This is a genomic window from Dyella japonica A8 (genome assembly GCF_000725385.1).
Taxonomy (GTDB): domain Bacteria; phylum Pseudomonadota; class Gammaproteobacteria; order Xanthomonadales; family Rhodanobacteraceae; genus Dyella; species Dyella japonica_C.
This window is the reverse complement of sequence record NZ_CP008884.1, coordinates 3,779,295-3,805,579: the sequence shown is the minus strand read 5'-3', so window position 1 is coordinate 3,805,579 and position 26,285 is coordinate 3,779,295. Positions and strand designations below refer to the sequence as shown.

The window sequence follows — 26,285 nt, the reverse complement described above, 5'->3', positions numbered from 1 at the left end:
GAACAGGTTTTCGCGCACACGCGCACGAAAACCATAGGCCGAGGCCAGGCGCATTATTATCAGGGGGATCCCACGATGACTGTCAGTTTCCGGTGCCGTTGATCTCTTGTTGATTCGTGTCAGGAATCGTCGGCGAATTCCACCAGCGCACCCAGCACGGATGCCTCCACTTCGGCGACGGCGCGCACGGCTTCCGCGTGCAGCGCATCGCGTGCGGTCACCTCGATGAAGAACAGTTCGGCGCTGTTGTCGTCGATGAGTTCGGACGAGCTGGAATCATCCCGCATGTCCAGCGACGGGTCGTCGATTTCCTCGACGTGCTCGATGCCATCGATGCCGTGAAGGATCGTGAGCAGGGTGTCGGCATCGTCGCGTGTGCCGGTCATGCGGATGTGGATCGTGGGCATGGGGGCGGCTCCCAGGTTCCAGCAATCCTATGCTGCGGCAAATCATGTTCAGGGCAGGTGATCGCCGCCGCTGGGTTACTATTCAGCATTCGCCGGAGATTGCCCGTGTCCAAGGTTTACGATCGCGCCTATTTCGACAAGTGGTACCGGCACCCGGACCACTCCGTGGCATCGCCGGCGGAACTTCGCCGCAAGATTTCCATGGTGTTGGCGCAGGCGGAGTATTACCTCGGGCGCCCGGTGCGTTCCGTGCTCGACGTGGGCTGCGGCGAAGGCGTATGGCGTGCGCCGCTGCTGAAGTTGCGCCCGGGCATCCACTATCAGGGGCTCGATGCGAGCGAATACGCGGTGTCCCGCTTCGGGCGCAGCCGCAATATCGGCCTGGCCCGCTTCGGGCAGCTGGAATACCTGCGGTTTGACCACCGCTTCGACGTGATCGTATGCACCGACGTGCTGCATTACCTGAAGCCGGCGGAGATCCGCGCCGGGCTCACCGGCATCAGCGACATGCTCGAAGGCGTGGCCTTCCTCGAAGTGTTCACCGGCAAGGATGGCGTGGACGGCGACATGGAGGGCTTCCATGCGCGTGCGCCGTCCTGGTACCTGAAGGCATTCAACGAGGTGGGCCTGATGCCCTGCGGCTCGCACTGCTACCTCGGGCCGCGGCTGGAACGCCGCGTGGCAGCGCTGGAAAGGCTGCCATAGCGCCGACCATTTACCAGGAAGGCGTCGCCACGATGCCGGAGCGCTTCTCTGTCAGTTCGATCTCGGCGTGGATGTTGGGCCGCAGCAGCGGACACAGGTCCAGCAGTCGCTGCACCGAACGCTTCCATGGCACATCCGAGAGGCGGTAAGTGTGCATCAGGCGCAGCTTGGCGGTGCTGAAATCCGGCGAAAGCAGCTGGAAATAGCGCGCCACTTCGCGGGCGCTGTATTCCCGCCAGTGATGGGCATAGGTGTGCTTGCCCAGAACCTCGTCCACGGAAATACCGCCGCCAAGGCCGCGGGCGAAGCGAAGCGGCTGCCAGGCACGCCCCTTCCATGAGTAGTAGTTGGGGGTGGTGACCAGGATGCGGCCACCCGGTTTGAGCACCCGATGGACCTGGCGCCAGAATCCGACCGGATTGAACGTGATGTGTTCGAGGATTTCCGTGAAGAGCACGACATCCACCGAGTCGTCCGGCAACGCGGACAGTTCGTGGGCGTGCTCCATGTCCGGGCAGGGCAGCAATTCGATATCCATCTGCCCGGCGAGGCTGCGCACGCTCGGGTGCTGCAGGGTGCCGGGTAGATCCATGGCGATGACCTCAAAGCCGCTCTGTCGCCACATGACGGACTGATGCAGCCAGTGCGCTCCCACGTCGAGCACGCGCTTGCCGGGCTTGGTCCAGGTTGCCTTGAACTCCTCGAGCGTCGCCCTGAATCGCGGGTAGTGATCGTCCAGGTAGTCGGTGGGGGTGCCACCGTGGGGCTCGAACAACGCCAGGAATGCGTCATACCCGTCGATGCGGCGCGCGCGTGCGGCAGAGGTCATCCTTTCCTCGGGTGCTGTGCTGTGTCCTTGGCGTCATGGTGCCATGGCATGGCATAGGCGCATGTGCCGAAAGTATTCGCGGGCCTTCGTCGGCCCTTTCTATAGTTCGAGGTGTGCGCGCAGTCCCACAAAGCGTGCGGGGCCGCGATCACGGTTGTAGCCGGGGTTGTGGATCAGCTGGATATCCGGGCTGAGCGTGACGTGTTCGATGGGCGTGAAGCTGTAGTACGCCTCGAGGATCTGCTCGCGACCATAGTTCAGCGCGCCATCGCCCAGCACGAAGCCATCGCCACCAGCAGCAAGATAGTCGCGGTGGTCGTGTGAAAGGCCGTTCACCACGATGGCCACCGAGAAGTGGTCGGTGGGACGGGCCCAGTGGCTGCCGGAGAGCTGCACGCCAGTGCTCAGCGTGCGATCCACTTCGGTGAATACGAACGACTCGGTGCGGCCATCGTTCCAGCCGGCGCGCATGAAGACGCCGGTGTCGCCGTTATCGGCCAGCGGCCATTCGCCGTTGATGCCAACACCGTATTTGTGGCGACCGGGCGCATCGTCGGCGTGGATGTCCGGTGCCTGCCCGGATTCCCGCGCGATGGCCAGCGCATCGCGATAGATGCCCATGCGGGCGGTATTGCGATAGGCGAGGAAGCGCAAGGCCCAGCCATCCTGCTGCGGCTGCACGGTCAGCTCGACTTGCTGGTTCTGGGATTGCGCCAGCGCGTTGACCAGTCGTTGTCCATTGGCTTCGTAGGGCATGAGGTAGATGCCATACCGCAAGCTCCAGGTCTTGCGTACCAGCGCCAACACGACGCCATCGGTGTAGCCGCGCGTGTCGGCGGCGAAGTCCCATGCGGTGTTGTTGAACAGCGACCAGTTCATGAACTGGGTGCGGGTGCTGCCGGCGTAACGGTTCTTGTCGAAATCGTCGGTCACCGACATCTTTCCCAGCTTCACCTCGATGCGCTCTACGGCCTCATCGGCGGGCAACTGGTCCTGCGCCCGTCCAACGTGGGTCGTGTCGTCGCCAAGGGCATGCGTCCAACGCAGGAAGGCACGTGCCACGTAGGCTGTCTTGGGCAGGTTGTTGGCACCGGCACGGATGACGTCGCCATTGGTGAGGCCGCCCAGGCCGGTGGCGCCGGAGACTCCTTCACCCTTGAACATTTCCACGTCGAGATAGAGCTGCAGGTGGGCTGGCAGGGCCGCGCCGACATACGCGCCGAACGTGTGCGAGCGTTCAGTGTCCCCGTTCGCACGGAGGCTAAGCGGGCCGGCATAGGGTGAGTGCAGCGAATCCTGGTGCTGGTCGACGAAGGTGTATTGCGCGCCCAGCCACTGGGGCACGAAGAGGCCGGGTTCGTCGGCGTGCAGCACGCCGCACACGGACAACAGGCATGCGGGGATGGTGGCGAGTCGGAATCGCATCGGTCAGCACATGGGGGCAGGGGGCGATGCGACGCCTCACCGGCGCCACACTACGGTCCGCCCAATGTAAAAAGGCCGCCTTGCGGCGACCTTTTGTCGATGCGGGTGAACGGCGTGCGCCGAGGGTGGTTATGGCTGCGCCACGACGCGGGCATTCTCGCCGTTGCCCTCGACGTATACCTTTTCACCCGTGCGGAACGTGGTGGAGGCCGGCTGGGTGACGGACACCAGCACGCCGTTCTTCAAGCGCACGATGATCTGCTGGCCGGCCACGGGCTTGTCGTAGTGTTTCTGCACTTCGTTGCCGGCGACGGCGCCGCCCACGGTGCCCAGCACCATGGCCACGTCGCGGCCGGTGCCTGCGCCGATCAGGCTGCCCACGCCCAAGCCGACGGCACCGCCCACCACGGCACCCACACCGGTGTGGTGGTTGGTTTCGATCTGCACGTTGCTGACCTGTTCGACCACGCCGGCACGGATCTCTGTGGCGCCCGATGGCGAGGCGCCCGGTGCGGTGGCGCATGCGCCCAGCAGGGCCGTGGCGGCAAGGGTGGCAAGGCTGCGTGCTTTCATGACGACTCCTGATGATGGGTAGAAGCTTTCGCTGCCGGCAGTGGCCGGGAGGCGTAGCGGGTCATCGTAGAAGTCGTGCGAGGGATCCGAAGTCGGCGACGGGATACGCGGGTTGCAGCCTTTTTGCGTGGCGCCGTGCGGGGGCCGGCTGCCCCCGGTTTTCCATGGGCACAAAAAAAGCCAGGCCCTTTCGGGCCTGGCTTTCGATACATCGTGCAAGGCGATCAGGCCGCGCCGCGCGACGCCTTCTTGCGGTCGTTTTCCGTCAGGTGCTTCTTGCGCATGCGGATTTCCTTCGGGGTGACTTCGACCAGCTCGTCGTCGTCGATGAAGTCCAGCGCCTGCTCCAGCGAGAACTTGGTCGCCGGGGTGAGCTGGATCGCGTCGTCCTTGCCGGAGGCGCGCATGTTGGTCAGCGGCTTGGGCTTGATGGCGTTGACGGTGAGGTCGTTGTCCTTGGCGTGGATGCCGATCAGCTGGCCTTCGTACACCGAGTCGCCTTCGGCGGCGAACAGCTTGCCGCGATCCTGCAGCGGCCCAAGCGAGTAGGCCGGAGTGGTGCCGCCCGCGTTGGCGATCATCACGCCGTTGAGGCGCTTGGCGATGGCCACCGGCGTGTACGGGCCGTAATGGTCGAACACGTGGAACAGCAGGCCCGAACCCTGGGTGAGGGTCTTGAACTGGTTCTGGAAGCCGATCAGGCCACGGGCCGGGATCAAGTACTCAAGGCGCACGCGGCCCTTGCCGTCGGACACCATGTTCTTCAGGTCACCCTTGCGGATGCCCAGGCGCTCCATCACGCCGCCCTGGTGCTGCTCTTCGATGTCGACCACCAGCTGCTCGATCGGCTCCATCTTCTGGCCGTCGATTTCCTTGATGATCACTTCCGGACGCGACACGGCCAGCTCGTAGCCTTCGCGACGCATGTTTTCGATCAGCACCGACAGGTGCAGTTCGCCACGACCCGAGACCAGAAACTTGTCGGCGTCGGAACCGTCTTCCACGCGCAGGGCCACGTTGTGCACCTTCTCGCGGTCCAGGCGCTCACGCAGCTGGCGGCTGGTGAGGAACTTGCCGCCCGACAGATCCTTGTTGCCGACGAACGGCGAGTTGTTGACCTGGAAGGTCATGCTGATCATCGGCTCGTCGACGCTCAGCGCCGGCAGCGCCTCGGGGTTGTCGATCGAGGTGACGGTGTCGGAAATGGTCAGCTCGGGGATGCCCGAGATGGCGACGATGTCACCGGCCTCGGCCGAATCCTGCTCAATGCGCTCCAGGCCGAGGAAGCCCAGCACCTGGCCGATCTTGCCCTGGCGCTTCTTGCCCTCACGGTCGATCACGGCGACCGGCATGCCCTTCTTCAGGGTGCCGCGCTGGATGCGGCCGATGCCGATGACGCCGACGAAGTTGTTGTAGTCCAGCTGGCTGATGCGCATCTGGAAGGCGCCTTCCGGATCCACGTCCGGCTTGGGCGCGTGCTGCATGATCGCTTCGTACAGCGGGGTCATGTCGCCTTCGCGGGCGTTCTCGTCCAGCGAGGCGTAACCGTTCAGCGCCGACGCGTAGACGATCGGGAATTCCATCTGCTCGTCGGTGGCGCCGAGCTTCTCGAAGAGATCCCACACCTGCTCGACCACCCACTCCGGACGGGCGCCCGGGCGGTCCACCTTGTTGACCACGACGATGGGCTTGAAGCCCATGGCGAAGGCCTTCTGGGTCACGAAGCGCGTCTGCGGCATCGGGCCGTCCATCGCGTCGACCAGGATGAGCACCGTGTCCACCATCGACAGCACGCGCTCCACCTCGCCACCGAAGTCGGCATGGCCTGGGGTGTCGACGATGTTGATGCGGTTCTTGGCGCCGGTCTTCTTGTTTTCCCAGGTGATGGCCGTGTTCTTGGCCAGGATCGTGATGCCACGCTCCTTTTCCTGGTCATTGCTGTCCATCACACGCTCGGCGAGCACGGTGCGCTCGTTGAGGGTGCCGGACTGCTTCAGCAGCTGGTCGACGAGCGTGGTCTTGCCGTGGTCGACGTGGGCGACGATGGCGATATTGCGCAGATTTTCGATGGACATGGAGTCGGCTCGGGCGGCACGGGGCCGTCGCGTGAGGTTTCAATAGGGGTAACCTGACAATTATACGGGGTTATGTGACAGCTTGCTTGAAAGGTCTTAACAAATTCGTTCAGGGTGGGCGGGAGCGTGGTTGGCTGGGGGCCTAAAGGCGCTGGATTCCCGCTTTCGCGGGAATGACGGGGTCGCACTATTTGCGGCCACGCCCGTTAAAAACCTCACCGTCATTCCCGCGAAAGCGGGAATCCAGCGCCTCTATTCGGTGCGAACCGAGGACCCGCACAAAAAGCGGCCCGCCAGGAGGCGGGCCGAAGGGGAGAAACCGTGGGGTGGGCCGGTTCAGACCAGCCCGGTCAGCCCATACGCCAGGATCACCACGAACACGGCCAGGGTCTTGATGACCGTGATGGCAAAAATGTCCCGGTAGGACTGGCGATGGGTCAGCCCCGTGACGGCCAGCAGGGTGATCACCGCACCGTTGTGGGGCAGGGTATCCATGCCGCCGGAAGCCATGGCGGCCACCCGGTGCAGCACGTCCATCGGGATGCCGGCCGCCTGGGCGTTATGAATGAAGGTGTCGGCCATGGCCCCCAGCGCGATGCCCATGCCACCCGAGGCGGAGCCGGTGACACCGGCCAGCGCGGTGACGGTCACGGCCTCGTTCACCAACGGATGGAGGATGGCGTGCAGGGCGTTGGCGATCAGCCGGAAACCCGGCAGGGCGGCGATGACCGCCCCAAAGCCGTACTCGGACGCCGTATTCATGGACGCCAGCAGCGCACCGCCCACCGCCGCCTTGCTGCCTTCGGCGAAGCGACGGGTCACCGGGCGCCAGGCAAAGGCAAGCACGCAGAGGATGCCGACCAGCAGGGCGCCTTCGACCGCCCAGATAGCGGCGATCTTGGAGATTTCCTGCACCACCGGCTTGGTCTCGCCGATCACGGCCGGCATGAACGAATGGCTGGCGCCGTACAGGCGGGGAATGGCATCGCCCAGCAGCTTGTTAAGCACCCCCACCAGCACCAGCGGCAGCAGGGCGACCAGCGGATGGGCGAGGTTGCCGCCTTCGAAGGCGACGGGTTCGTTCACCAGTTCGGTGCCATAGCCTTCCCCCATGGCCGCGGCCTTGCGCCGGCGCGACTCCAGATAGAGCAACCCCGCGACCAGGATGAACACCGCGCCCAACGTGCCCAGCCATGGCGCGGCCCAGGCATTCGTACCGAAGAATGAGGTGGGGATGATGTTCTGGATCTGCGGCGTGCCCGGCAGCGAATCCATGGTGAAGGTGAACGCGCCCAGCGCGATGGTGCCGGGAATGAGCCGCTTGGGAATGTCGGACTGGCGGAACAGCTCCGCCGCGAAGGGATACACCGCGAACACCACCACGAACAGCGACACGCCGCCGTAGGTGAGCAGGGCGCACACGATCACGATGGACAACATCGCGCGGCTGCGCCCCAGCAGGCCGATGGTGGCCGCCACGATGGACTTGGAGAAACCCGACAGCTCGATCACCTTGCCGAAGATCGCGCCGAGCATGAACACCGGGAAGTACAGCTTGAGGAAGCCGACCATCTTGTCCATGAACAGGCCGGTGAACATCGGCGCCACCAGCGAGGGATCGGTCAACAGCACCGCGCCCAGTGCGGCCACCGGCGCAAACAGGATCACGCTGTAGCCGCGATAGGCCGCGAACATCAGGAAGCACAGCGCGGCCAGCACGATCAGAAACGCCATCATCGGTTCCCCGGACACCCGCCGTGGGTATCGTCGTGCGGCGAGTATCCAGAGGCGTGCCGGCGCGCGGCACTGTACGAAGGTACAAGTGTGGTGCGCGAGGGCGCTGCCTAAGCTCCGTGGCATTCGGCGTCCTGTGTCCACGGGATGCGTCAAAGCGAGGGGAGCTGGGGAGCTATGAAACGCAAGCATCTGAGTCTGGCGATTGGTCTGGCGGTGGGCATGTGCTGTCTGGCGGTGCATGCCGATGACGCGCCCCAGGGAACGTCCACCACGGCCAAGCCATCCGACGCCAAACAGCTCGAAGGCATCAAGGTGACCGCGCGCAAGCGCGAGGAAACCCTGCAAGACGTGCCCATCGCCGTCAGCGCGTTCACCGCGCAGACGCTGTTCAACCAGAACGTGCAGAACCTGGCCGACCTGCAGGGCAAGGTGCCTTCGTTGCAGATCTATGCGGCGCGCGGCTCCAATACGACACTGACCGCCTATATCCGCGGCGTCGGCCAGGCTGACCCCACCTGGGGCTTCGACCCGGCCGTGGGCATCTATCTCGACGACGTCTACATGGCGCGCCCGCAGGGCACGGTGCTCGACGTGTTCGACACCAACCGCATCGAAGTACTGCGTGGTCCGCAGGGCAGTCTGTACGGCAAGAACACCATCGGCGGCGCCATCAAGTACGTATCCAACCCGCTGCCCACCAAGACGGAGGGCTCGGTCGAGGGCACCGTGGGCACGCACGGCGAGAAGGACATCAAGGGCAGTGTGGGCAGCGCCACGTCCGACGGCGTGTGGCGTGGCCGCATCGCCTATGCCAGTGAGCACAACGATGGCTTCGGCAAGGACCTGCTCAGCGACAGCCGCAATGGGAACAAGAACAGCAATGCGGCGCGCGCGTCGCTGGGCTTCTTTCCCACCTCCGACTTCAATGCCCAGCTGTCGGTGGATGGCCTGCGCGACAACTCCAATCCGCGCGGCGCAAAGATGCTTACCGTCAACAAGTTCGATCCCACTTATGCGCCGCTGGCTAGCGACTTCAATACGCGCAGTGGCATGGAACAGCTCAACCACACCACGCTGTGGGGCACGGCGCTGACGCTGAACTGGATCGTCAGCCAGGAGTGGACGCTGAAATCCATCACCGCGTATCGCGGCTCGTCCACCGACAGCAATATCGATTTCGACACGCTCCCGGAGAAGATCGCCGACGTCAACGCGGTCTACAAGGACCATCAGTTCACCCAGGAACTGCAGGCCAACTACGACAACGGCGGCGCCATCCACGGCGTGTTCGGCTTGTTCTACTTCGATGGCACGGCCAAGGGCGAGATCCACAACATCTTCCTTGGCTCGCCGCCGTTCTACCCGCGCTTCTCCCAGTACGGCAGCACGGGCGGCAACATCGGCACCAAGAGCTACGCCGGCTACGGCGACTTCACCTGGGACATCAGCCCGCAATGGAGCCTGGATGTCGGCCTGCGCTATACCAGCGAGAAGAAGTCGGCCGTCATCCAGAACTACAGCTACTCGGACCAGACCTTCACCACGCCGATCGCGACGCTGGCCGACTTCAGCGGGTCGCATACCTCGCACAACGTGTCACCCAAGGTGTCGCTGGACTATGCCGTCACCGATCAGGTGAAGCTGTACGCCAGCTACAGCCAGGGCTTCCACTCGGGCGGCTACAACATCCGCGCGAACTGCTCGGCGATTCCGCAGTCGTGCCGGCCGATCGCGGACGAGAAGGTGTCGTCTTACGAGATTGGCAGCAAGATGTCGTTCTTCGACGACACGCTGATGATGAACACCGCGCTGTTCCACAACATCTACTCGGACATCCAGCTGTCCGTGTTCAGCTCGTACACCTTGCCCAACGGCGCGCAGGGCTTCTTCGGTGACTTCACCAATGCGGGCAAGGGGCATATCGACGGTTGGGAAGAGGAGTTCGCCTGGACGCCGGTGGAGAACTGGACCTTCAGCGGCAACTGGGCCTACCTGCATACCAAGTACACCGACTACGAAAGCGGCGGCGTCAACATTGCCGACAAGCAGCGCTTCACCAACGCCCCGAAGTGGTCGGGCGGCCTGAACCTGGAGCACACCATTCCGCTGGACAACGGCGGCAGCGTCAGCGGTCGCATCAACTACACCTACCAGACCAGCGTATACCCGGAGACGACGCTGTCGCCGCTGATCATGCAGCCGTCGTACGGGCTGTGGAATGCGGGCATCGTGTGGCGCATCGACCAGCCGTGGACACTCAGTCTGCAAGGCACCAACCTGGCCAACAAGTCCTATCGCACCACCGGCTATAACATCGCCGCACTCGGTATCGTCACGGGTTTCTATGGTGCGCCGCGCATGGTCACGCTCACCGCCAAGTACACGTTCTGATCCACTGCCAAGGAGACGCGCATGCGACGCCTGACCGGCCTGATGTGTAGTTTGTTTCTGCTGTCCGGCGTCGCCTGCGCGGATGATGCGCCGCCATTGCCCAAGCTGAAGCTCGATCCGACGAGGGTGGCGGTCGCTGGTCTGTCGTCCGGTGCGTACATGGCCACGCAGGTGCAGATGGCGTACCCGGAACTCTTCCCGTCGGCGGCACTGGTGGCCGGCGGACCGTTCGGTTGCGCGGCGGGGCGGCTGGATCAGGCGCTCAGTACCTGCATGAAGGGCGTGCCTGCGCCCGATGCGGTGGCGCTCGCGGCAAAGGCAAAGCAGCGGGCGGCCTCCGGCGAGATCGGCGCGTTGAAGGACCTCGCGCACGGGCAGGTCTACCTGCTGCATGGCAAGGACGACGCCGTGGTGGCGCCCCCGGTGGCCGAGTCGGCTGCACGCTTCTATGAGCAACTGCGCGACACGGCGCCCGCGTTGAAGGGCTTGAAGGTTACCGACGATGGTGGACGCGTGTTTGCGCACAACCTGCCGATCGTCGCGACTGGCGATGACTGCGACAAGTCAGTCTCGCCGTACCTCGGGCATTGCGGGTTCGATGCAGCGGGGGAGATCTTCCACCAGATGTTCGGCAAGCCCCCGCGCGATGCCTCCGCACCGAAGGGCGAGCTGCGCCGCTTCAGCCAAGATGCGTATCGCCCCGATGGTGCGGACGCCTTCCTCGCTTCCGCGGGCTATGTCTATCTTCCGCCGGACTGCGTCGCCGGCAAGCGCTGCGGCCTGCTGGTCGCGTTCCACGGCTGCAAGCAGAACGCCGATGCGGTGGGCGATGCCTTCGTCACCGATGGCGGGTTCAACCGCTGGGCCGACGCCTACGACGTGGTCGTCCTGTATCCTCAGACCCGCGCGAGCACCGCGCCCATGAATCCGCAGGCATGCTGGGACTGGTGGGGGTATTCGGGGAACGACTACGACAGCCGCCAGGGCGTGCAGGTGCGCTGGGTGGTGGGGGCTGTGCGGGCGTTGGGGTTGCCGCACTGACGGCTGCTCGCTTGCGGCGAGTTAAAAAGGGTGGTGAGTTGTTTCAACCGGTCGCCTGCATGCGTCCTCTCCGTCATCCCGGCGAAAGCCGGGATCCATTGCCTTTGGGGCGTAGCGGAGCAACGTCGCTGGATCCCGGCCTTCGCCGGGATGACGAGCGTGGAGCGTGCGGCGGTGATGGGGCGCAGCCGCGATCAGCGGGAAAGCAGCCATGCTGACCGCCGGCACCATCACCGCCGCCGCACTCGTCTGGCTGGGCCTGCTGTTCGGCGTGGCCGTGCTCGGCGAACGCCGGCCACGTTTGTTCGAGCGCCGCTGGGCTATCGTCTATGCATTGTCGCTAGCCATCCACTGCACCTCGTGGACGTTCTACGGCACGGTCACGCAGGCCAGTCGTTCGGGCTGGTGGCTGCCACCCACCTTCGTGGGTGCGATCCTCATGTACGTCTTCGCCATTGCTGTGTTGCGACGGCTGGTGGAGCTGGCGCGTGACTACAACGCAGGCTCGATCGCCGACCTGATCGCCGTGCGGTTGGGGCGCCATGCCGGGCTGGCGGCACTGGTGACGGTCGTGGTGCTGATTGGCATCGTTCCCTATATCGCGCTGCAGCTGAAGGCCGTGGCGATGAGCTACGGCATGCTCAGTCGCGGCCAACTCGACGAGGCTGATCCATGGCAGGACAGTGCCCTCTACGTGGCCTTGTTGATGGCCTTGTTCGCGATGCTGTTCGGCACGCGGCGGGCGTCGGCCATGGCGCACAATCGCGGGCTCGTGCTCGCCATGGCTTTTGAATCGCTGTTCAAGCTCGGCGCCATGCTGGCGCTGGGTACACTGCTGCTGTCGCCGACCAGTCGCCAGTTGATGGCCAGCGCCACCACGCAGCACGACAGCCATGGCTTTCCTGCGCTGATCCTTCTGGGCGCGCTGGCCATGTTCACCTTGCCGCACCAGTTCCACGCGGGCGTGGTGGAGTGCCGCGACAGTTCGCATCTGCGTACGGCACGCTGGCTGTTTCCGCTGTACATGCTGCTGATCGCACTGCCGCTGTTGCCGTTGGCGCGGTTGGGCGATGCGTGGCTGGGGCCGGGGGGCGTACCGTCGGATCTCTACGTGCTGGCGCTGCCGCTGGCACGCGGCCAGCATGGGCTTGCGTTGCTGGCCTTTCTTGGTGGCCTCAGCGCGGCGACCAGCATGGTGGTGGTCGCGACGCTGGCGCTGAGCCTGATGATCGTCAATCACTTCATTGCCCCGCTGCGCGTGCGCGCAGGGTGGGGACGCGATGAGCGGGGCGACCTGCGTGGCGAAGTGATCAACCAGCGGCGCGCCGCCATCCTGGCGGTGATCCTGCTCGCCTGGGGTTACAGCCGCATCCTGGCGCGCAACGACGCACTGGCGGATATCGGTGCCATCTCCTTCTCCGCGCTGGCCGGACTCGCGCCGGCCCTGCTTGCGGCGGTGTACCGGCCGCAGCTGGGGCCGCGTGCGGTGACAGCGGGGCTTGGGGTGGGCACGCTGGTGTGGCTCTACGCTTTGTTGCCGACCATGCAGCCGCATGGGCCGGCGTGGTGGCACACGGGGCCGCTCGGCATCGCCTGGCTCGCACCCGACGGGTTGCTCGGGCTAGACGACTGGAGCCGTCTGGCGCGTGCCGTGGTGGTTGGGTTGATCGCCAACGTGGTCGTGATGTCCCTCGTGGCCGGGTCGCGCTTTGGCCATGCGCCGCGTAGCGCTCATGTTGGCGACATCGGCCTGGCGGAACTCCGCGCGCTGGCTTCGCGCTTTCTGCCAGCCGAGCGCGTCGGGCATCTGTTCGGCGATGCGTTGCCACAGGGCATTGCGGGCCATGCGCGTGTCGCGGCCGTGGAGCACGAATTGGCGGCGGTGATCGGTGCGGCATCCGCGCGCCTGCTGCTCGAAGTCGTACGGCAACAGCGCCGGGAGGAACTGGATACCGTTGCCGCCATCGTCGGCGAAGCAGCCCAGGACTTGCGTTTCAACCAGCGCGTGCTCGAAGCGGCGTTGGAAAACATGAGCCAGGGCATCTGCGTGGTGGATGCGGAGCTACGCCTGGTCGCATGGAACCGGCGATACGCCAGTCTGTTCGGTTATCCCCCAGAGCTTCTGCGGGTCGGGCGGCCGGTCGCGGATCTGACGCGTTACAACATCGAACGAGGGATGATCGGCGTCATGGCGACGGAAGACGACGTGCAGCGTCGCCTGACGCACATGCGCGCAGGCACGCGCCATCTTTCCGAGCGTCGCTTCCCGGACGGCACCATCGTGGAGATCCGTGGCAACCCGATGCCGGGTGGCGGTTTCGTCGCGACCTTCACCGACGTCACGGCCTTCCGCCAGGCGGAGCGCGCGCTCAAGGCATCGAATGAAACGCTGGAGCAGCGTGTCGACGAACGCACGCGCGCGCTGGCCGATGCCACGGACGAAGCGCAGCGCGCCAACGAGGCGAAGAGCCGATTCCTCGCGGCGGTCAGCCATGACCTGATGCAGCCACTGCACGCCGCGCAACTGTTTGCGCATGCTTTGGCGGAGCGCGGCACCGACATGGCGACGGTGCGTCATCTGCACGGCGCGTTGTCGTCCACCGAGGGTTTGCTTGCCGGCCTGCTGGACATGGCGCGACTGGAGGCAGGGCGGTTGCAGCCCCAGATGCGCGACTTCGCGCTGGCCGACGTGTTCGACCCGCTGGCGGCGGAGTTTCGCGCCATGGCCGGCGACAAGGGCGTGCGCTTCGACGTGGTGCCCACCCGTTGCTGGGTTCATTCCGATCCGCAGCTGCTGCGTCGCGTGCTCCAGAACTTCCTCTCGAACGCGTTGCGTTACGCGGAACGCGGACGCGTCGTGCTTGGTGTGCGCCGTCACGGCGAACGCCTGTTGTTGCAGGTGTGGGACAACGGGCCGGGCGTCGAACCCGGCGAGCAACAGTGGATCTTCGAGGAGTTCCGGCGTGGCAGCACCGTCGGCGGGCAAGGCCTGGGATTGGGCTTATCGATCGCGCAACGCATGGCGCTGCTGCTCGATCACCCCATCAGCCTCAGGTCATGGCCAGGGCAAGGCAGTGTGTTCGCCCTGTCGGTGCCGGCGGCACACCCTTCGCCGCAGCCCGCGTCGTCGGCGGTCGTGCCCCCATCGTTGCTGGCGGGGCGGGCACTCGTGCTCGACAACGAGCCGGCTGCGCTCTCGGCGCTGAGCGTGTTGCTGGGCAGTTGGGGATGGCAGGTGCACGCCGCGCGCACACTGGAACAGGCACGCGCGGCACCGTGGGCGCCGGACTTGCATATCTTCGACTATCACCTGGATGGCGGCCGCACGGGACTCGATGTCCTGCGTGAATTGGGGCGCGAGGCGAGCGACGTGCCTACCGTCATCCTGACGGCCGATCGCGATGGCGAGTTGCGGCAACGCCTGCTCGATCGAGGAATTGGCGTGCTTTACAAGCCGCTCAAGCCGCTGGCATTGCGGCAGGTGTTGCAGCGTGTTGCCGTGGCGCGGCGATAGCCCAACGTTGGCCGCTCTTTTGTAGGAGCGCACTTGTGCGCGACCGCAGCGCCATATTGTTTCCGCTTCGTCAGTTTGTCGCGCACAGGGTGCGCTCCCACCGTGTGCGCTCTGCCTCCATTGGGCTTCGCAGTCTCTTGTGGGAGCCCACCCTGTGGGCGACATGGGGGTTACGGCGCTCCTGTTGCGCCGCGGTCGCGCACAAGTGCGCTCCTACAGGGGAGCGGTGCGGCAGTGCATGTTCAGACCCGCGCCGAATCGGCGAGGTCCAGCGAACGCAGCAGCACGCCCGCCTGCGTGCGGTTGCGCACGCCCAGCTTCTCGAAGATGGCGGTGACATGCGCTTTCACCGTCCGCTCCTGAATCGTCAGCCGGTCGGCAATCTGCTTGTTGAGCAGTCCTTCGCCCAGCAAGGCGAGCACGCGATATTGCTGTTCGGTGAGGCGGGCGAGGCGCGAGGCGAGGTCGACGTCGGCTGGATCGGCCGGTAGCGCCGCCACGGCCTGGGCGAGTGCCGGCGGCAGCCAGCGCCCGCAGTCCAGCACGCTGCGAATGGCTTCGGCAATCTCGGTGGGGCTGGCGCTTTTGGGAATGAAACCCGATGCGCCGTGATCCAGCACGCGGCGCACGGTGCGTGCCTCGTCGTGCGCCGACACCACGAGCACCGCGACGCTGGGAAATTGGCCGCGCAGCGTGGCCAGGCCAGAGAGCCCCTGACTTCCGGGCATATGCAGGTCCAGTAGCACGAGGTCGATATCCGGATCGCCGGCGAGGGCATCGAGCACCCCATGCAGATCGGCAGCTTCGATCACGTGGCAACCATCCACACTTTCTCGCGCGGCTTGCCGCAATGCAGCGCGGAACAGCGGGTGGTCGTCGGCGATCAGCAGGGTGGTCATGTCGCTGACGTTAGCCAAGGCGGGCGCCTACGTCGAGATCAGAAAGTCATGTCGTCACAGCAAGGCGACTGGTGGCGTGCTGGACTTTCGTACGATGGCAGACGCGCACCTGCTTGTTATGGTGGTGGTTATGACCAAACGCCTTTCCCGATGGACCTTGCTGATCGTGCCGCTGCTGGCGTCGTGCGTGGCCCCGGGGGCAACCAAGGAGTCCCGCATGCAGACCCCTGACTTTGTGCGCGGCGAGGTGCGTGTCACCGAGCACCAGCAGGGTGATGACCTGCTCAGCGCAGGGCTGGGGCTGGCGGGCCTGGCGGGCGCGCCGTCGCCGATCGCGCATCCACAGCAACCGACGCCCGCTGAATTGCGGCGGCGGGCGATTCAGGCGAGCTGGAAAGGTATCGCCGACCTTGGGCCGCTGGGTGGTTACGGGAGCGTGTATGGCGCCGTGCCGGATGTTCCGGGACGCGAGTACCAGGCATTTGCCTGGATTCCCGGCGCGCATGCGCCGCACCGCGTGCTGCTGCAGGCGCCGGACCACTTCGATCGTTCGCGCCGCTGCCTGGTAGTGACGGCATCGTCGGGTTCGCGCGGCATCTATGGCGCCATCTCACTGGCGGGTGCGTGGGGTTTGCCACGCGGTTGCGCCGTGGCCTATACGGACAAGGGCACGGGCGGCGGTTACTTCGACCCGGCAGACGATACCGGCGTCGCGCTCGATGGCACGCGCGCCCGGCGCGGCAGTGCAACGCTGGAGTTCGAACCGCCCAAGGCATCCGCCCAGGGCGGCATCGGCATCAAACACCTGCATTCCGGGGACAACCCCGAGGCCGACTGGGGCCGGCACGTGCTGCAGGCGGCGCAGTTCGGGCTGGCCATGCTCGACCGCGCGTTTCCCGACCAGGCACCTTTCACTGCACAGAACACGCGCATCATCGCCACGGGCCTGTCCAACGGCGGTGGGGCGGTGCTGCAGGCGGCAGGGCTGGATGACGGGCATCTGCTCGCCGGCGTGGTGGCGCTGGAGCCCAGCGTGCGGGTGCCGGGAGAAGGGCGTGCGTTGTTCGATTACGCCAGCGACGCATCGATCTGGCTGCCGTGCGCGCTCGCCGATGCGCGGTTCGACGGCACGCCGATGGCGCGCACGCCAAAGGGCGAGGTGCCACCCGCATGGGCGCAGCGGTGTCATCAATTGCACGAGCACCGTCTGGTAAGTGCCGCGCATGTGGCCGGGCAGGCGGCGCAGGCCTATGAGCACTTGCGGGCTGGCGGCTGGACGGACGACGCCATGGCCACGGCGGCCTCCACCACGGCACTGGATGTGTGGCGCGTGGTCACGGCGGGGTATGCCTCTGCCTATATGCGCCGTGGCCCGGACGATATGCCTTGCGGCTTCCACTACGGTGGGCTAGGCGCCCATGGCGCGCCGGGGCCGGTGGATGCCGCCACCCGGGCGAGCTGGTGGGCCGATGCGTCCGGCATTCCGCCAGGTAATGGCGTGGGCTTGTTCGGTGGTAGCGATCACACGGCCGATCCGACGCTGCCGGGCGCGCTTTGCCTGCGTGCGCTGTGGGAGGACACCGACGCCAGCACTCAGCCCCTGCGCGACGGCGTGGCGGCAACCACGGTGAAGATGCCGCGCCCCAGCCTTCCGCTGTGGGTGGTGCATGGCGCCAGCGACGGTTTGCTGCCCACCTCGTTCACGTCCGAGCCGTACGTGGCCTGGCTGCGGGCCGGCGGCGGCCACCCGCTGTACTGGAAGGTGCCGTATGCCCAGCATTTCGACGCCTTCCTGGCCATCCCCGGCTTCGGTGACCGGCACGTACCGTTGCTGCCCTATGGTTATGCGGCGCTGGATCGGCTGTGGGCACATATATATGAGGGCGCCCCGTGGCCAGCCCTGGTGCCGACACCTTCACCGAAGCCACGGGGGGCGGAAGCCCTGACGCGGGATGCACTGGACCTGCCGGCCGCCTGGACACCAGGCCCGGGCTGAGCCGATACCCGCAAGGGGGATCGGACTGTCACGCCGGCTGGAGTATCCTTGCCGGCCCGCAGGGCGCGTGTGGTTGCGCGCTGCTTTTGAGAACCAAGGATTCCCGATGACCATCAACGTCACCCTGAACACCAACCGCGGCCCCATCCATCTGCGCCTGCACGACGACAAGACCCCGGTGACGGTGGCCAGCTTCGTCAACCTGGCCCGTCGCGGTTACTACGATGGCCTTTCGTTCCATCGCGTCATCGCCGACTTCATGATCCAGGGCGGCTGCCCGGAAGGCAGCGGTCGTGGCGGCCCGGGCTACCGCTTCGAGGATGAGTTCAACCCCTCGCTGCGCCATGACAAGCCGGGCGTGCTCTCCATGGCCAATGCCGGCCCGCGCACCAACGGCAGCCAGTTCTTCATCACCCATGGCGCCACGCCGTGGCTCGACGGCAAGCACAGCGTGTTCGGCGAAGTGCTGGGCGCGGAAGACCAGGCCGTGGTCGACGCCATCCGCCAGGGCGACGTGATCGAGAAGGTCGTTGTGGAAGGCGATGTCGATGCGCTGCTGGCCGCCCAGGCCGACCGCGTCAAGGAATGGAACACCGTTCTGGACGAGCGCGGCTGAGGCCATTCGTGTCCATCGCGTGAAGAAGCCGCCGTCAGCGATGACGGCGGTTTTTTTTTCGGGCTTCTCTGTCATGGCTAAGTGACTATGGGAGGCCTAGAATCGGGCGGCTCCACACGGCGCGTGGTGCGCATCGCGCGATGCGCGCTTTTTCCCTTTCCATGGAGGTACGGCCATGTCTTTCCTCAACGATCTACTCGGCGCCGCGCAGGGCAATCAGGGCGGCGGTTCCAATCTGGTGGCCATTGCCGGCCAGCTCATCGACAAGGCAGGTGGTGTGCAGGGGCTGGTGTCCATGCTGCAGCAGCATGGGCTGGGCGATGCGGTGCAGTCGTGGGTCGGCACGGGCGCCAACCAGCAGATTTCCGGCGAACAGCTGGGGCAGGCGCTGCAGAACGGCGGCCTCGGCTCGGTGCTGCAGGAAGCCGCTGGCAAGATGGGCGTCGACCAGGGCCAGTTGCTCGGCCAGCTTTCGCAGATGCTGCCGCATGCGGTGGACCACCTGACTCCCGACGGCCAGGTGCCGGCGCAGGGGCAGGGCGGGTTCGACCTGGGTTCGCTCGCCTCGCTGGCGGGCAAGCTGCTCGGCGGCAACAACGCCGCCTGAGGGCGGCAAAAGCCCGGCGGTGCGCAAGGCACCGCCGGGATGTGGGCGTCAGGATGCGGCGTCGCGCCGGAACAGTGCGTGATAGATCACCAGCAGCACGACCGCGCCGATGATCGAGCCGATGAAGTGCATGAAACCGGCTTCCGGCCACCATCCCAGCTTTTCGCCGACGAAGGTGGAAATGAACGAACCGGCAATGCCGAGGATGGCGGTGATGATCCACCCCATGGCTTCTTTGCCCGGGGTGACCGCCTTGGCGATGATGCCTACGACCAGACCGACAATGATTACCCATAACCAATGCATACGCGTATGTCCTTGGTGAGCGTTGGAAAGGCCTCCTGTTCAAAACGGCTGGCCTGCATCCCGCGGGCCGCTGCCATCCGCCGGCCCCCTCCGGGGGCGGGGTAGTCTGGCACGCCCATGATGCCCCCAGCCGGGTGTCAGCGCACGCCCAGGATGCTGTGTTCGACCATCCGATAGTCCCCGCGGCGGCGGATGACGCGCCGCCACATGCTAAAATCGCCGGGTTTGCTGTCTTTCCCCACCCAAGAGGAAGTCATGCCCCAGCTCGCCCAGCGTGTCGGTCGCGCCAAGCCCAGCGCGATCATGGTCATTGCCGAAAAGGCCAAGCAGCTCAAGGCTGCCGGTCGCGACATCATCAGCTTCTCCATCGGCGTCCCCAATTTCTTTCCTGGCGAGCATGTGTATGCCGCCGCACGCGAAGCGCTCCAGCACGATTCCGGCCAGTACGGCAGCAACCGCGGTGCTGACGCGCTGCTCGATGCCTTCCTGGTGCATATCGAAAAGCTGGGCTTCAAGGGTTATGGCCGCACCAACCTTTCCATTGGCATCGGCGCCAAGCAGGTGCTGTACAACCTGGGCGAAGCGCTGCTGAACGAGGGCGACGAAATCGCCTTTGCCGCGCCGTTCTGGACCACCTACCGCGATATCGCGGACATCCTCGGCGCCAAGGCCAACATCCTGCATTGCGGCCCCGAGCAGAACTACAAGCTCACACCGGCGCAGTTGGATGCGGCGCTGGCGCGCAAGCCCAAGGTGTTTCTGTTCAACAACCCATCCAACCCCACGGGCATGGTCTATACGCGCGATGAAATCGCCGCGTTGGCCGACGTGCTGGCGAAGTATCCGGACACCTGGATCATCACCGACGACATCTACAACTCGATGGTGTTCGACGGGCTGGGCTATCACAACTTCGTGCACGTGAAGCCGGAGCTGAAGGATCGCCTGATCTTCGTCGACTCGGTGTCCAAGACCTATGGCATGCCGGGTTGGCGCGTGGGCCTCATCGCGGGCCCCGAGAACGTGGCCAAGGCCATCACCACGCTCAACTCCAACCACATCACCAGCGTGCCGGAAGTGGTGACGGCCGCCGCCGTGGCCGCGTTCTCCGGTCCGCAGGACGTGCCGCAGGCCAAGTGCAAGGAATTTGCCGGCAAGCGTGACGTGGTCGTCAACGCGCTGCGTGCGATTCCCGGCGTGGTCTGCCCGACCCCGCAGGGCGCGTTCTATGCGTTCCCCGATATCTCCGTGGCCTTCGGCAAGAGCCACAACGGCACGCGCATCGAGAACGACGTGGATTTCTGTGCCGCGCTGCTGGAAGCCAAGGGCGTGGCCTGCGTGCCGGGCTCGGCCTTCGGCGAGCCGCGCGCCATGCGCATTTCCTATACCTGCCCGACCGCACAATTGCAGCCCGGGCTGGAACGTATCCAGGCGTTCTTTGCTGAACTGACCTGATGGTTCTCTCCCATGCCGCGCGACAACTTCCAAACGTTTGTCATTCCCGCGAAAGCGGGAATCCAGTGCCTTTGCTTTCAGCGTTTTAAAGTCGCTGGAATCCCGCTTTCGCGGGAATGACGAGCAAAAGCTGGACGCTTTGGTTTTGACGTCAGGCATGGGGTTTGTTTTGTACGACTAGCCAAGTTGAAGGAGTTTCTCCGATGAAAGCACCCGTTCGTGTTGCCGTTACCGGCGCTGCCGGCCAGATCGGTTACGCCCTGCTGTTCCGCATCGCCGCAGGCGACATGCTGGGTCCGGACCAGCCGGTGATCCTGCACCTGCTGGAAATCACCCCGGCGCTGCCCGCGCTGCAGGGCGTGGTGATGGAACTCAACGACTGCGCGTTCCCGACGCTGGCTGGTGTGGTCGCCACCGACGACCTCAACGTCGCCTTCAAGGACGTGGATTACGCGCTGCTCGTCGGTGCGCGTCCGCGCGGCCCGGGCATGGAGCGCAAGGACCTGCTGGAAGCCAACGGCGCCATCTTCGGCCCGCAGGGCAAGGCCCTGAACGATCACGCCAAGCGTGACGTGCGCGTGCTGGTGGTCGGCAACCCGGCCAACACCAATGCCCTGATCGCCCAGCAGAACGCCCCGGACCTGGACCCGAAGTGCTTCACCGCGATGGTGCGTCTGGACCACAACCGCGCGCTGTCGCAGCTGGCCGAGAAGACCGGCAAGCACAGCACCGACATCAAGAAGATGACCATCTGGGGCAACCACAGCTCCACCCAGTACCCGGACCTGTACCACGCCACCGTGGACGGCAAGCCGGCGCTGTCGCTGGTCGACCAGGCCTGGTACGAGAGCGATTTCATCCCGACCGTGCAGCAGCGCGGCGCCGCCATCATCAAGGCGCGTGGCGCTTCGTCCGCCGCATCGGCGGCCTCGGCAGCCGTCGACCACATGCGCACCTGGGCGCAGGGCACCGCGGAAGGTGACTGGGCCTCGATGGGCATCCCGTCCGATGGTTCGTACGGCATCGAGCCGGGCGTGATCTACGGCTACCCGGTGACCGTGAAGGATGGCAAGTACGCCATCGTGCAGGGCCTGGACATCAATGATTTCTCGCGTGCCCGCATGGACGCCACCAACAAGGAACTGCGCGAAGAGCGCGCCGGCGTCGAGCACCTGTTCGCCAAGAAGTAAGCGAACGGCGTTCGTTGCCACGACAAGGGCGGCCATGGGCCGCCCTTGTCGCGTGTGGCGCCCTCAATGCGTGCGCGGCGTGGCCTGCAACGCGGCGAGGATGCTCCTGACGTAAGCGATCAGGGCCTCATCCGCCCATGAGCTGTCGGTGAGGTCGGGCTCTTTCGCATGCGCCTCGCGGATACGTTCGTGCGTGCCTGGGTCGTCGCCCGCGTAGCTGCGGAACAGCATGCCCCAGCGTTCGCCGAGTGCGCGGGCCTGCGGTTGGTCCGGTCGCACGCCATCGGCCATGGCCTTGCGCAAGGCCACCAGCAGGGGCGGCCATGCGTTGAACGTCGCGCCGTAGTGCTGGCGCATGAAAGCGAATTCATCGGGCTTCAGGTAACGCTGGTAAATCGCCAGCCGGCCCTCCACGAAGGCCTGTTCGACGAAACCCCGCACGGCTTGGGTGACACCCATGGCATCCCAGGAACCCGGCTCGTTGTCATGCATGTTGTTGAGGCGCACCAGAAAATCCGGGTTGCCTCCGGTGTCGCGGTACAGCGTGCGCATCCAGCGCAGCGCCAGGATCTGCGCCTCGGGTGCCTCCGGCGAAACGCCACGATCCAGCGCGGCTTGCACGGCGCTGACCATGGCACCCCATTCGGCGCGGGTGTCGGCGTCATGCAGCAGCGGCAGTTGCTTGATTTCTTCGGCGGAAAAGTAGTTCTCGTACATGGTCATCAGCTCCAGGGTGTCCAGCCATTCGGCCAGATCAGGGGGCTGTCCGGTCGCCAGCTGCGCACGCAGCTGGATGAGCTTGCCGCGTAGCCGCTCGGCGCGCGCCATTTCGCGATCGAGCTGCACCAGCTGGCGGTCGATCAGTTCGGCCAGCGGCAACTCCGGCCCGGACAGGGCTTCTCCGATGTCGGCCAGCGACAGGCCCAGCTGGCGCAGGGCCTGGATACGATGCAGGCGCTCGATATTGGCCCGGTCGTACAGCCGGTAGCCGGCAGCGGAGCGCAACGAAGGCACCAGCAGGCCGATGGCGTCGTAGTGGTGGAGCGTGCGGACGGTGAGTCCGCTGCGCCGGGCAAGTTCGCCAACCGTCAGTTCCATTTGGGTGTCCTCGTTGCGTGCAGGGACTCTGGGGGCTCACGTTACGTGAGGGTCAAGCCTCTCCGTCAGACGGTGCTTCATGGTTAAATCAGCCGATCCTCGACTGGAATCCGGACATGAAGCAACTCCTTGCGATCACCACCTCCTGCGTCCTGCTCGCCGCCTGCGGAAGCTACGGCCTGCGCGACACCACGCCCAAGATGAGCAGCCGCACCAACAAGGACATTCCGACCTATCTGGAATGCGTGCGCGCGAAGTGGGCGGAGACCGGCGAGGCGAGCGCCTCGCACAAGGATCAGTCGGGCACGGTGTCCGGCAGCGACAAGGCCGGCGCGCATGAGCTGATCGAGGTGACGGCTGACGGCACCGGCGCACAGGCCGTGATGTACGAAACGCAGAACATCAAGAAGGATTACAACCCCGCCTACCGCGACGCGGCGGTATCCTGCCTGTGATGTAACGGCGAGCGGCATCGCCGCACTGGTGATGCCGCTCGCAGGCGACTCGACCAAGGTCGCAAAGCCCGTTTGGCGTGGCTGATCTAGGCTAGCTGGATCAGCCGTTGAAACGAGGGTGATCGCGATGCGCTACGAGGAGTTCTATCAACGCTCGATAGAGCAGCCGGAAGCCTTCTGGGCCGAGCAGGCGCAACGCATCCACTGGCATACGCCGCCCGAACGCATCCTCGACGTATCCAACCCGCCGTTCCGCCGCTGGTTCGTCGGTGGTACCACCAACCTCTGCTACAACGCCATCGACCGGCACCTGGATGCGCGTGGCGGCCAGCTGGCGCTAGTGGCGATTTCCAGCGAGACCGGCATTACGCGTGAACTGACCTACCGCGATCTTTATCGCGAGGTGAATACGTTCGCGGCGGTGCTTGCTTCGCTGGGCGTGGGCAAGGGTGACCGTGTGGTGATCTACCTGCCCAACATCGCCGAGGCCGTGTTCGCGATGCTTGCCTGCGCGCGCATCGGGGCCATTCATTCGGTGGTGTTCGGCGGTTTCGCGGCGCACAACCTGGCATTGCGCATCGACGACGCGCAACCGAAGCTGTTGATCGCGGCCGATGCCGGCATGCGCGGTGGCAAAGTCATTCCCTACAAGCCGCTGGTGGACGCGGCACTGGAAGAGGCGAAGCACCCGCCATCGCAGGTGCTCATGGTCGACCGCGGGCTCGATCCCCAGATGACGCGCGTTGCGGGCCGCGACCTCGACTACAACAGTTTGCGCGCCTCCTACGAAGGTGCCGAAGTGCCGGTGGTGTGGCTGGAGTCGAATGAACCCAGCTACCTGCTCTACACCTCGGGCACCACAGGCAAGCCCAAGGGCATCCAGCGCGACGTCGGTGGCTACGCCGTTGCCATGGCGATGTCGATCGCGACGATCTTCGACGTCGCGCCGGGGCAGGTGATGTTCTCCACTTCCGATGTCGGCTGGGCCGTGGGTCATTCGTACAATGTGTACGGCCCATTGATCGGTGGCGCCACGTCGCTGCTGTACGAAGGCCTGCCGACCCATCCCGGCCCCGGCATCTGGTGGCAGCTGTGCGAACGCTACGGGGTACGCACGATGTTTTCGTCGCCCACCGGCATCCGCGTGCTGAAGAAGCAGGACGCAGGCTGGCTGAAGAAATACGACCTGTCCCGGCTCAAATGGCTGTTCCTTGCCGGCGAACCCTTGGACGAACCTACCGCGCACTGGATCACCGACGGGCTCGGGGTTCCCGTGATCGACAACTACTGGCAAACCGAAACCGGCTGGCCGGCGATTACGCTGATGCCGGGGCTGGACCTGAAGCCGGTGAAGTTCGGTTCGCCCGGGCTGCCTGCGCCGGGCTATCGCATGAAGGTGATCGACGAGGTCACGGGAGAAGAACTGCCGCCGCATGAGAAGGGCGTGCTGGTGTTCGTGCCGCCACTGCCGCCGGGCTGCCTCACCACGGTGTGGGGCGACGACGAGCGCTACGTCACGAGCTACTTCAGCCACTTCAACGAACTGCTTTACAGCTCGCTGGATTGGGCGATCCGCGACGAGAACGGCTACACCAACATCCTCGGACGCACCGACGATGTGATCAATGTGGCAGGGCATCGACTGGGCACGCGCGAGATCGAGGAATCCGTGGCAACGCATCCGGCCTGTGCAGAAGCCGCCGTCGTCGGCATGCAGGACGAACTGAAAGGGCAGGTGCCGGTGGTGTTCGCCACGTTGAGGCAGGGCGTGACCGAGGATCCCGCGAATGTGGCGAAGGCCATGCAGCAGCGCGTATCCGACCAGTTGGGCAAGGTGGCGAAGCCGGCGCGGGTTTATGTGGTCAATGCGTTGCCCAAGACACGCTCGGGCAAGTTGCTGCGGCGGTCGTTGCAGGCCTTGGTGCAGCACGCTGATCCGGGTGATCTTTCGACTTTGGATGATCCGGGGGCGCTGGATGAGGTGCGCAGGGCGTTGGAGAGGGGGCCGGAGCAGGGTGAGTAGGTCTGGGCGCCGTCTATCTGCCGCTCTCGTGCGGAATTAGCCGCTCCCCGCGGGGATAGGTTGGGGGCGCGCAATCTAGCCTCATGACTTCCTAAGCACCATCATCCCGGCGTAGGCCGGAGGCGCTTCACAACAGCCGAAGGCTGGTCATCCAGTTTCGGCCACGTTGGGTCTTCGCCTCAGACTTTCCCGGGATCTGGCCGCTTGCGCAGCGGGCGTTTCGACCTTCTGCCGAAGGCCGAGTCACTTTTCTTTTGCTGGCCCAAAAGAAAAGTAACCCAAAGAAAATGGCCTGAAGAGCCAGAGCTGGCAGCATTTCGTGGGGATAAGCCCGAACGCGTGAGGCAGGTTGTTGCTTGGCAACCTCCGCCTCTACACAGCGGGTACTTCCAAGCGCTTCGCAACGCGCCCTGGCGATGAGGACTTAAAGCGGGGCCTCGCTTCGCTTCGGCGCCGATGGAATACGCACGGTCGCCCCGCTTTTCTGTGGGAGCGCACCCTGTGCGCGACAACCTAACGGAGCGGTGACTACGAGACGCCGCTGTCGCGCACAGGGTGCGCTCCCACAAGGGTCCCGCCACCTTGAGATGCTCCGCTGACGGCTCGGGTTCTCGCTTTGGCTTTTGGCTCTTGATCTCCCGGGTCCCCTGATGACGCGGCGAGCGGGTGGAGATCAGGCCCCGTAGGGGTGCCAGGGAGGGATCGTCGGCACTTTTCGTCGGGGCAGGAGCCCCGTCGAAAAGCCCGGAACCCGCCTGCGAACCTTCCGGGCTGAAGGCCCGGAAGGCGCGTCATCCGGGGGCCCTTCTCTTTGGTTACTTTCTGACGTGAAGCTAATCCCTGTGGGACTTGGGCAAGCAAGGGAAAGTGACCGGCCTCCGGCAGGAGGTCGGAAGCCCGCGGCAGGCGAGCCAGGTCGTCATCACGCACCGATCGAGCGAAA

At 65.2% G+C, this 26,285-nt stretch carries 20 protein-coding genes; 11 read left to right on the top strand and 9 right to left on the bottom strand.

Annotation, left to right across the window (positions count from 1 at the left end; all coding sequences use genetic code 11):
• Window positions 1-119: 119 nt before the first annotated feature.
• Window positions 120-407, bottom strand: coding sequence for a hypothetical protein (locus HY57_RS15910; RefSeq protein ID WP_019465414.1), 288 nt, complete (start codon window positions 405-407; stop codon window positions 120-122).
• A gap of 105 nt (window positions 408-512) precedes the next feature.
• On the opposite strand from HY57_RS15910, the gene HY57_RS15905 reads away from it, so the two are divergent.
• Window positions 513-1,112, top strand: a complete 600-nt coding sequence (locus HY57_RS15905; RefSeq protein ID WP_019465413.1) for a class I SAM-dependent DNA methyltransferase — start codon at window positions 513-515, stop codon at window positions 1,110-1,112.
• A gap of 10 nt (window positions 1,113-1,122) precedes the next feature.
• Here the strand turns inward: HY57_RS15905 and HY57_RS20960 are convergent, their stop codons facing one another.
• The 5 genes from HY57_RS20960 to HY57_RS15880 form a co-directional block, all read right to left on the bottom strand.
• The gene (locus tag HY57_RS20960; protein WP_019465412.1) at window positions 1,123-1,941 is read right to left on the bottom strand and encodes a class I SAM-dependent methyltransferase; all 819 of its coding nucleotides are present in this window, start codon (window positions 1,939-1,941) and stop codon (window positions 1,123-1,125) included.
• A gap of 99 nt (window positions 1,942-2,040) precedes the next feature.
• Complete coding sequence (locus HY57_RS15895) at window positions 2,041-3,366, bottom strand: carbohydrate porin (protein WP_019465411.1); 1,326 nt, start codon at window positions 3,364-3,366, stop codon at window positions 2,041-2,043.
• Between the two features lie 129 nt (window positions 3,367-3,495).
• Entirely contained in the window at window positions 3,496-3,939 is a 444-nt protein-coding gene (locus tag HY57_RS15890; RefSeq protein WP_019465410.1) for a glycine zipper 2TM domain-containing protein, read from the bottom strand.
• Window positions 3,940-4,163: 224 nt separating this feature from the next.
• Window positions 4,164-6,014 carry a translational GTPase TypA gene (gene typA, locus HY57_RS15885; protein WP_019465409.1) on the bottom strand — a complete coding sequence of 617 codons (1,851 nt, stop codon included), beginning with the start codon at window positions 6,012-6,014 and terminating at the stop codon, window positions 4,164-4,166.
• Window positions 6,015-6,350: 336 nt separating this feature from the next.
• Window positions 6,351-7,748 carry a GntP family permease gene (locus tag HY57_RS15880; protein ID WP_026033734.1) on the bottom strand — a complete coding sequence of 466 codons (1,398 nt, stop codon included), beginning with the start codon at window positions 7,746-7,748 and terminating at the stop codon, window positions 6,351-6,353.
• 177 nt (window positions 7,749-7,925) lie between these two features.
• Here HY57_RS15880 and HY57_RS15875 point away from each other — a divergent pair, with 177 nt between their 5' ends.
• The 3 genes from HY57_RS15875 to HY57_RS15865 all read left to right on the top strand — a co-directional run bounded on the left by HY57_RS15875 (window position 7,926) and on the right by HY57_RS15865 (window position 14,697).
• Entirely contained in the window at window positions 7,926-10,142 is a 2,217-nt protein-coding gene (locus HY57_RS15875) for a TonB-dependent receptor (RefSeq protein ID WP_019464112.1), read from the top strand.
• 21 nt (window positions 10,143-10,163) lie between these two features.
• Window positions 10,164-11,183 carry an extracellular catalytic domain type 2 short-chain-length polyhydroxyalkanoate depolymerase gene (locus HY57_RS15870; protein WP_019464111.1) on the top strand — a complete coding sequence of 340 codons (1,020 nt, stop codon included), beginning with the start codon at window positions 10,164-10,166 and terminating at the stop codon, window positions 11,181-11,183.
• Window positions 11,184-11,394: 211 nt separating this feature from the next.
• Window positions 11,395-14,697, top strand: coding sequence for a hybrid sensor histidine kinase/response regulator (locus tag HY57_RS15865; protein ID WP_019464110.1), 3,303 nt, complete (start codon window positions 11,395-11,397; stop codon window positions 14,695-14,697).
• 242 nt (window positions 14,698-14,939) lie between these two features.
• On the opposite strand, the gene HY57_RS15860 is transcribed toward HY57_RS15865, so the two are convergent.
• Window positions 14,940-15,596, bottom strand: coding sequence for a response regulator (locus HY57_RS15860; protein ID WP_019464109.1), 657 nt, complete (start codon window positions 15,594-15,596; stop codon window positions 14,940-14,942).
• A gap of 130 nt (window positions 15,597-15,726) precedes the next feature.
• Here HY57_RS15860 and HY57_RS15855 point away from each other — a divergent pair, with 130 nt between their 5' ends.
• The 3 genes from HY57_RS15855 (at window position 15,727) to HY57_RS15845 (ending at window position 18,815) form a co-directional block, all read left to right on the top strand.
• A complete protein-coding gene (locus tag HY57_RS15855; protein WP_100218142.1) occupies window positions 15,727-17,592 on the top strand; it encodes a 3-hydroxybutyrate oligomer hydrolase family protein in 1,866 nt (621 codons plus the stop codon).
• 106 nt (window positions 17,593-17,698) lie between these two features.
• Window positions 17,699-18,208 carry a peptidylprolyl isomerase gene (locus HY57_RS15850; protein WP_019464107.1) on the top strand — a complete coding sequence of 170 codons (510 nt, stop codon included), beginning with the start codon at window positions 17,699-17,701 and terminating at the stop codon, window positions 18,206-18,208.
• Window positions 18,209-18,383: 175 nt separating this feature from the next.
• On the top strand, window positions 18,384-18,815 hold the full coding sequence (locus HY57_RS15845; RefSeq protein WP_019464106.1) for a YidB family protein: 432 nt from the start codon (window positions 18,384-18,386) through the stop codon (window positions 18,813-18,815).
• Between the two features lie 48 nt (window positions 18,816-18,863).
• Here HY57_RS15845 and HY57_RS15840 read toward each other — a convergent pair whose 3' ends face one another.
• Entirely contained in the window at window positions 18,864-19,121 is a 258-nt protein-coding gene (locus HY57_RS15840; RefSeq protein ID WP_019464105.1) for a GlsB/YeaQ/YmgE family stress response membrane protein, read from the bottom strand.
• Window positions 19,122-19,376: 255 nt separating this feature from the next.
• On the opposite strand from HY57_RS15840, the gene HY57_RS15835 reads away from it, so the two are divergent.
• Both HY57_RS15835 and HY57_RS15830 read left to right on the top strand, forming a co-directional pair.
• Window positions 19,377-20,576, top strand: coding sequence for a pyridoxal phosphate-dependent aminotransferase (locus HY57_RS15835; protein WP_019464104.1), 1,200 nt, complete (start codon window positions 19,377-19,379; stop codon window positions 20,574-20,576).
• A gap of 203 nt (window positions 20,577-20,779) precedes the next feature.
• Window positions 20,780-21,766 carry a malate dehydrogenase gene (locus HY57_RS15830; RefSeq protein ID WP_019464103.1) on the top strand — a complete coding sequence of 329 codons (987 nt, stop codon included), beginning with the start codon at window positions 20,780-20,782 and terminating at the stop codon, window positions 21,764-21,766.
• 63 nt (window positions 21,767-21,829) lie between these two features.
• Here the strand turns inward: HY57_RS15830 and HY57_RS15825 are convergent, their stop codons facing one another.
• The gene (locus tag HY57_RS15825) at window positions 21,830-22,864 is read right to left on the bottom strand and encodes a MerR family transcriptional regulator (RefSeq protein ID WP_019464102.1); all 1,035 of its coding nucleotides are present in this window, start codon (window positions 22,862-22,864) and stop codon (window positions 21,830-21,832) included.
• Between the two features lie 116 nt (window positions 22,865-22,980).
• On the opposite strand from HY57_RS15825, the gene HY57_RS15820 reads away from it, so the two are divergent.
• On the top strand, window positions 22,981-23,319 hold the full coding sequence (locus tag HY57_RS15820; RefSeq protein ID WP_019464101.1) for a hypothetical protein: 339 nt from the start codon (window positions 22,981-22,983) through the stop codon (window positions 23,317-23,319).
• Between the two features lie 127 nt (window positions 23,320-23,446).
• On the top strand, window positions 23,447-25,342 hold the full coding sequence (gene prpE / locus HY57_RS15815) for a propionate--CoA ligase (RefSeq protein WP_026033732.1): 1,896 nt from the start codon (window positions 23,447-23,449) through the stop codon (window positions 25,340-25,342).
• The last annotated feature ends 943 nt before the right edge of the window (window positions 25,343-26,285 follow it).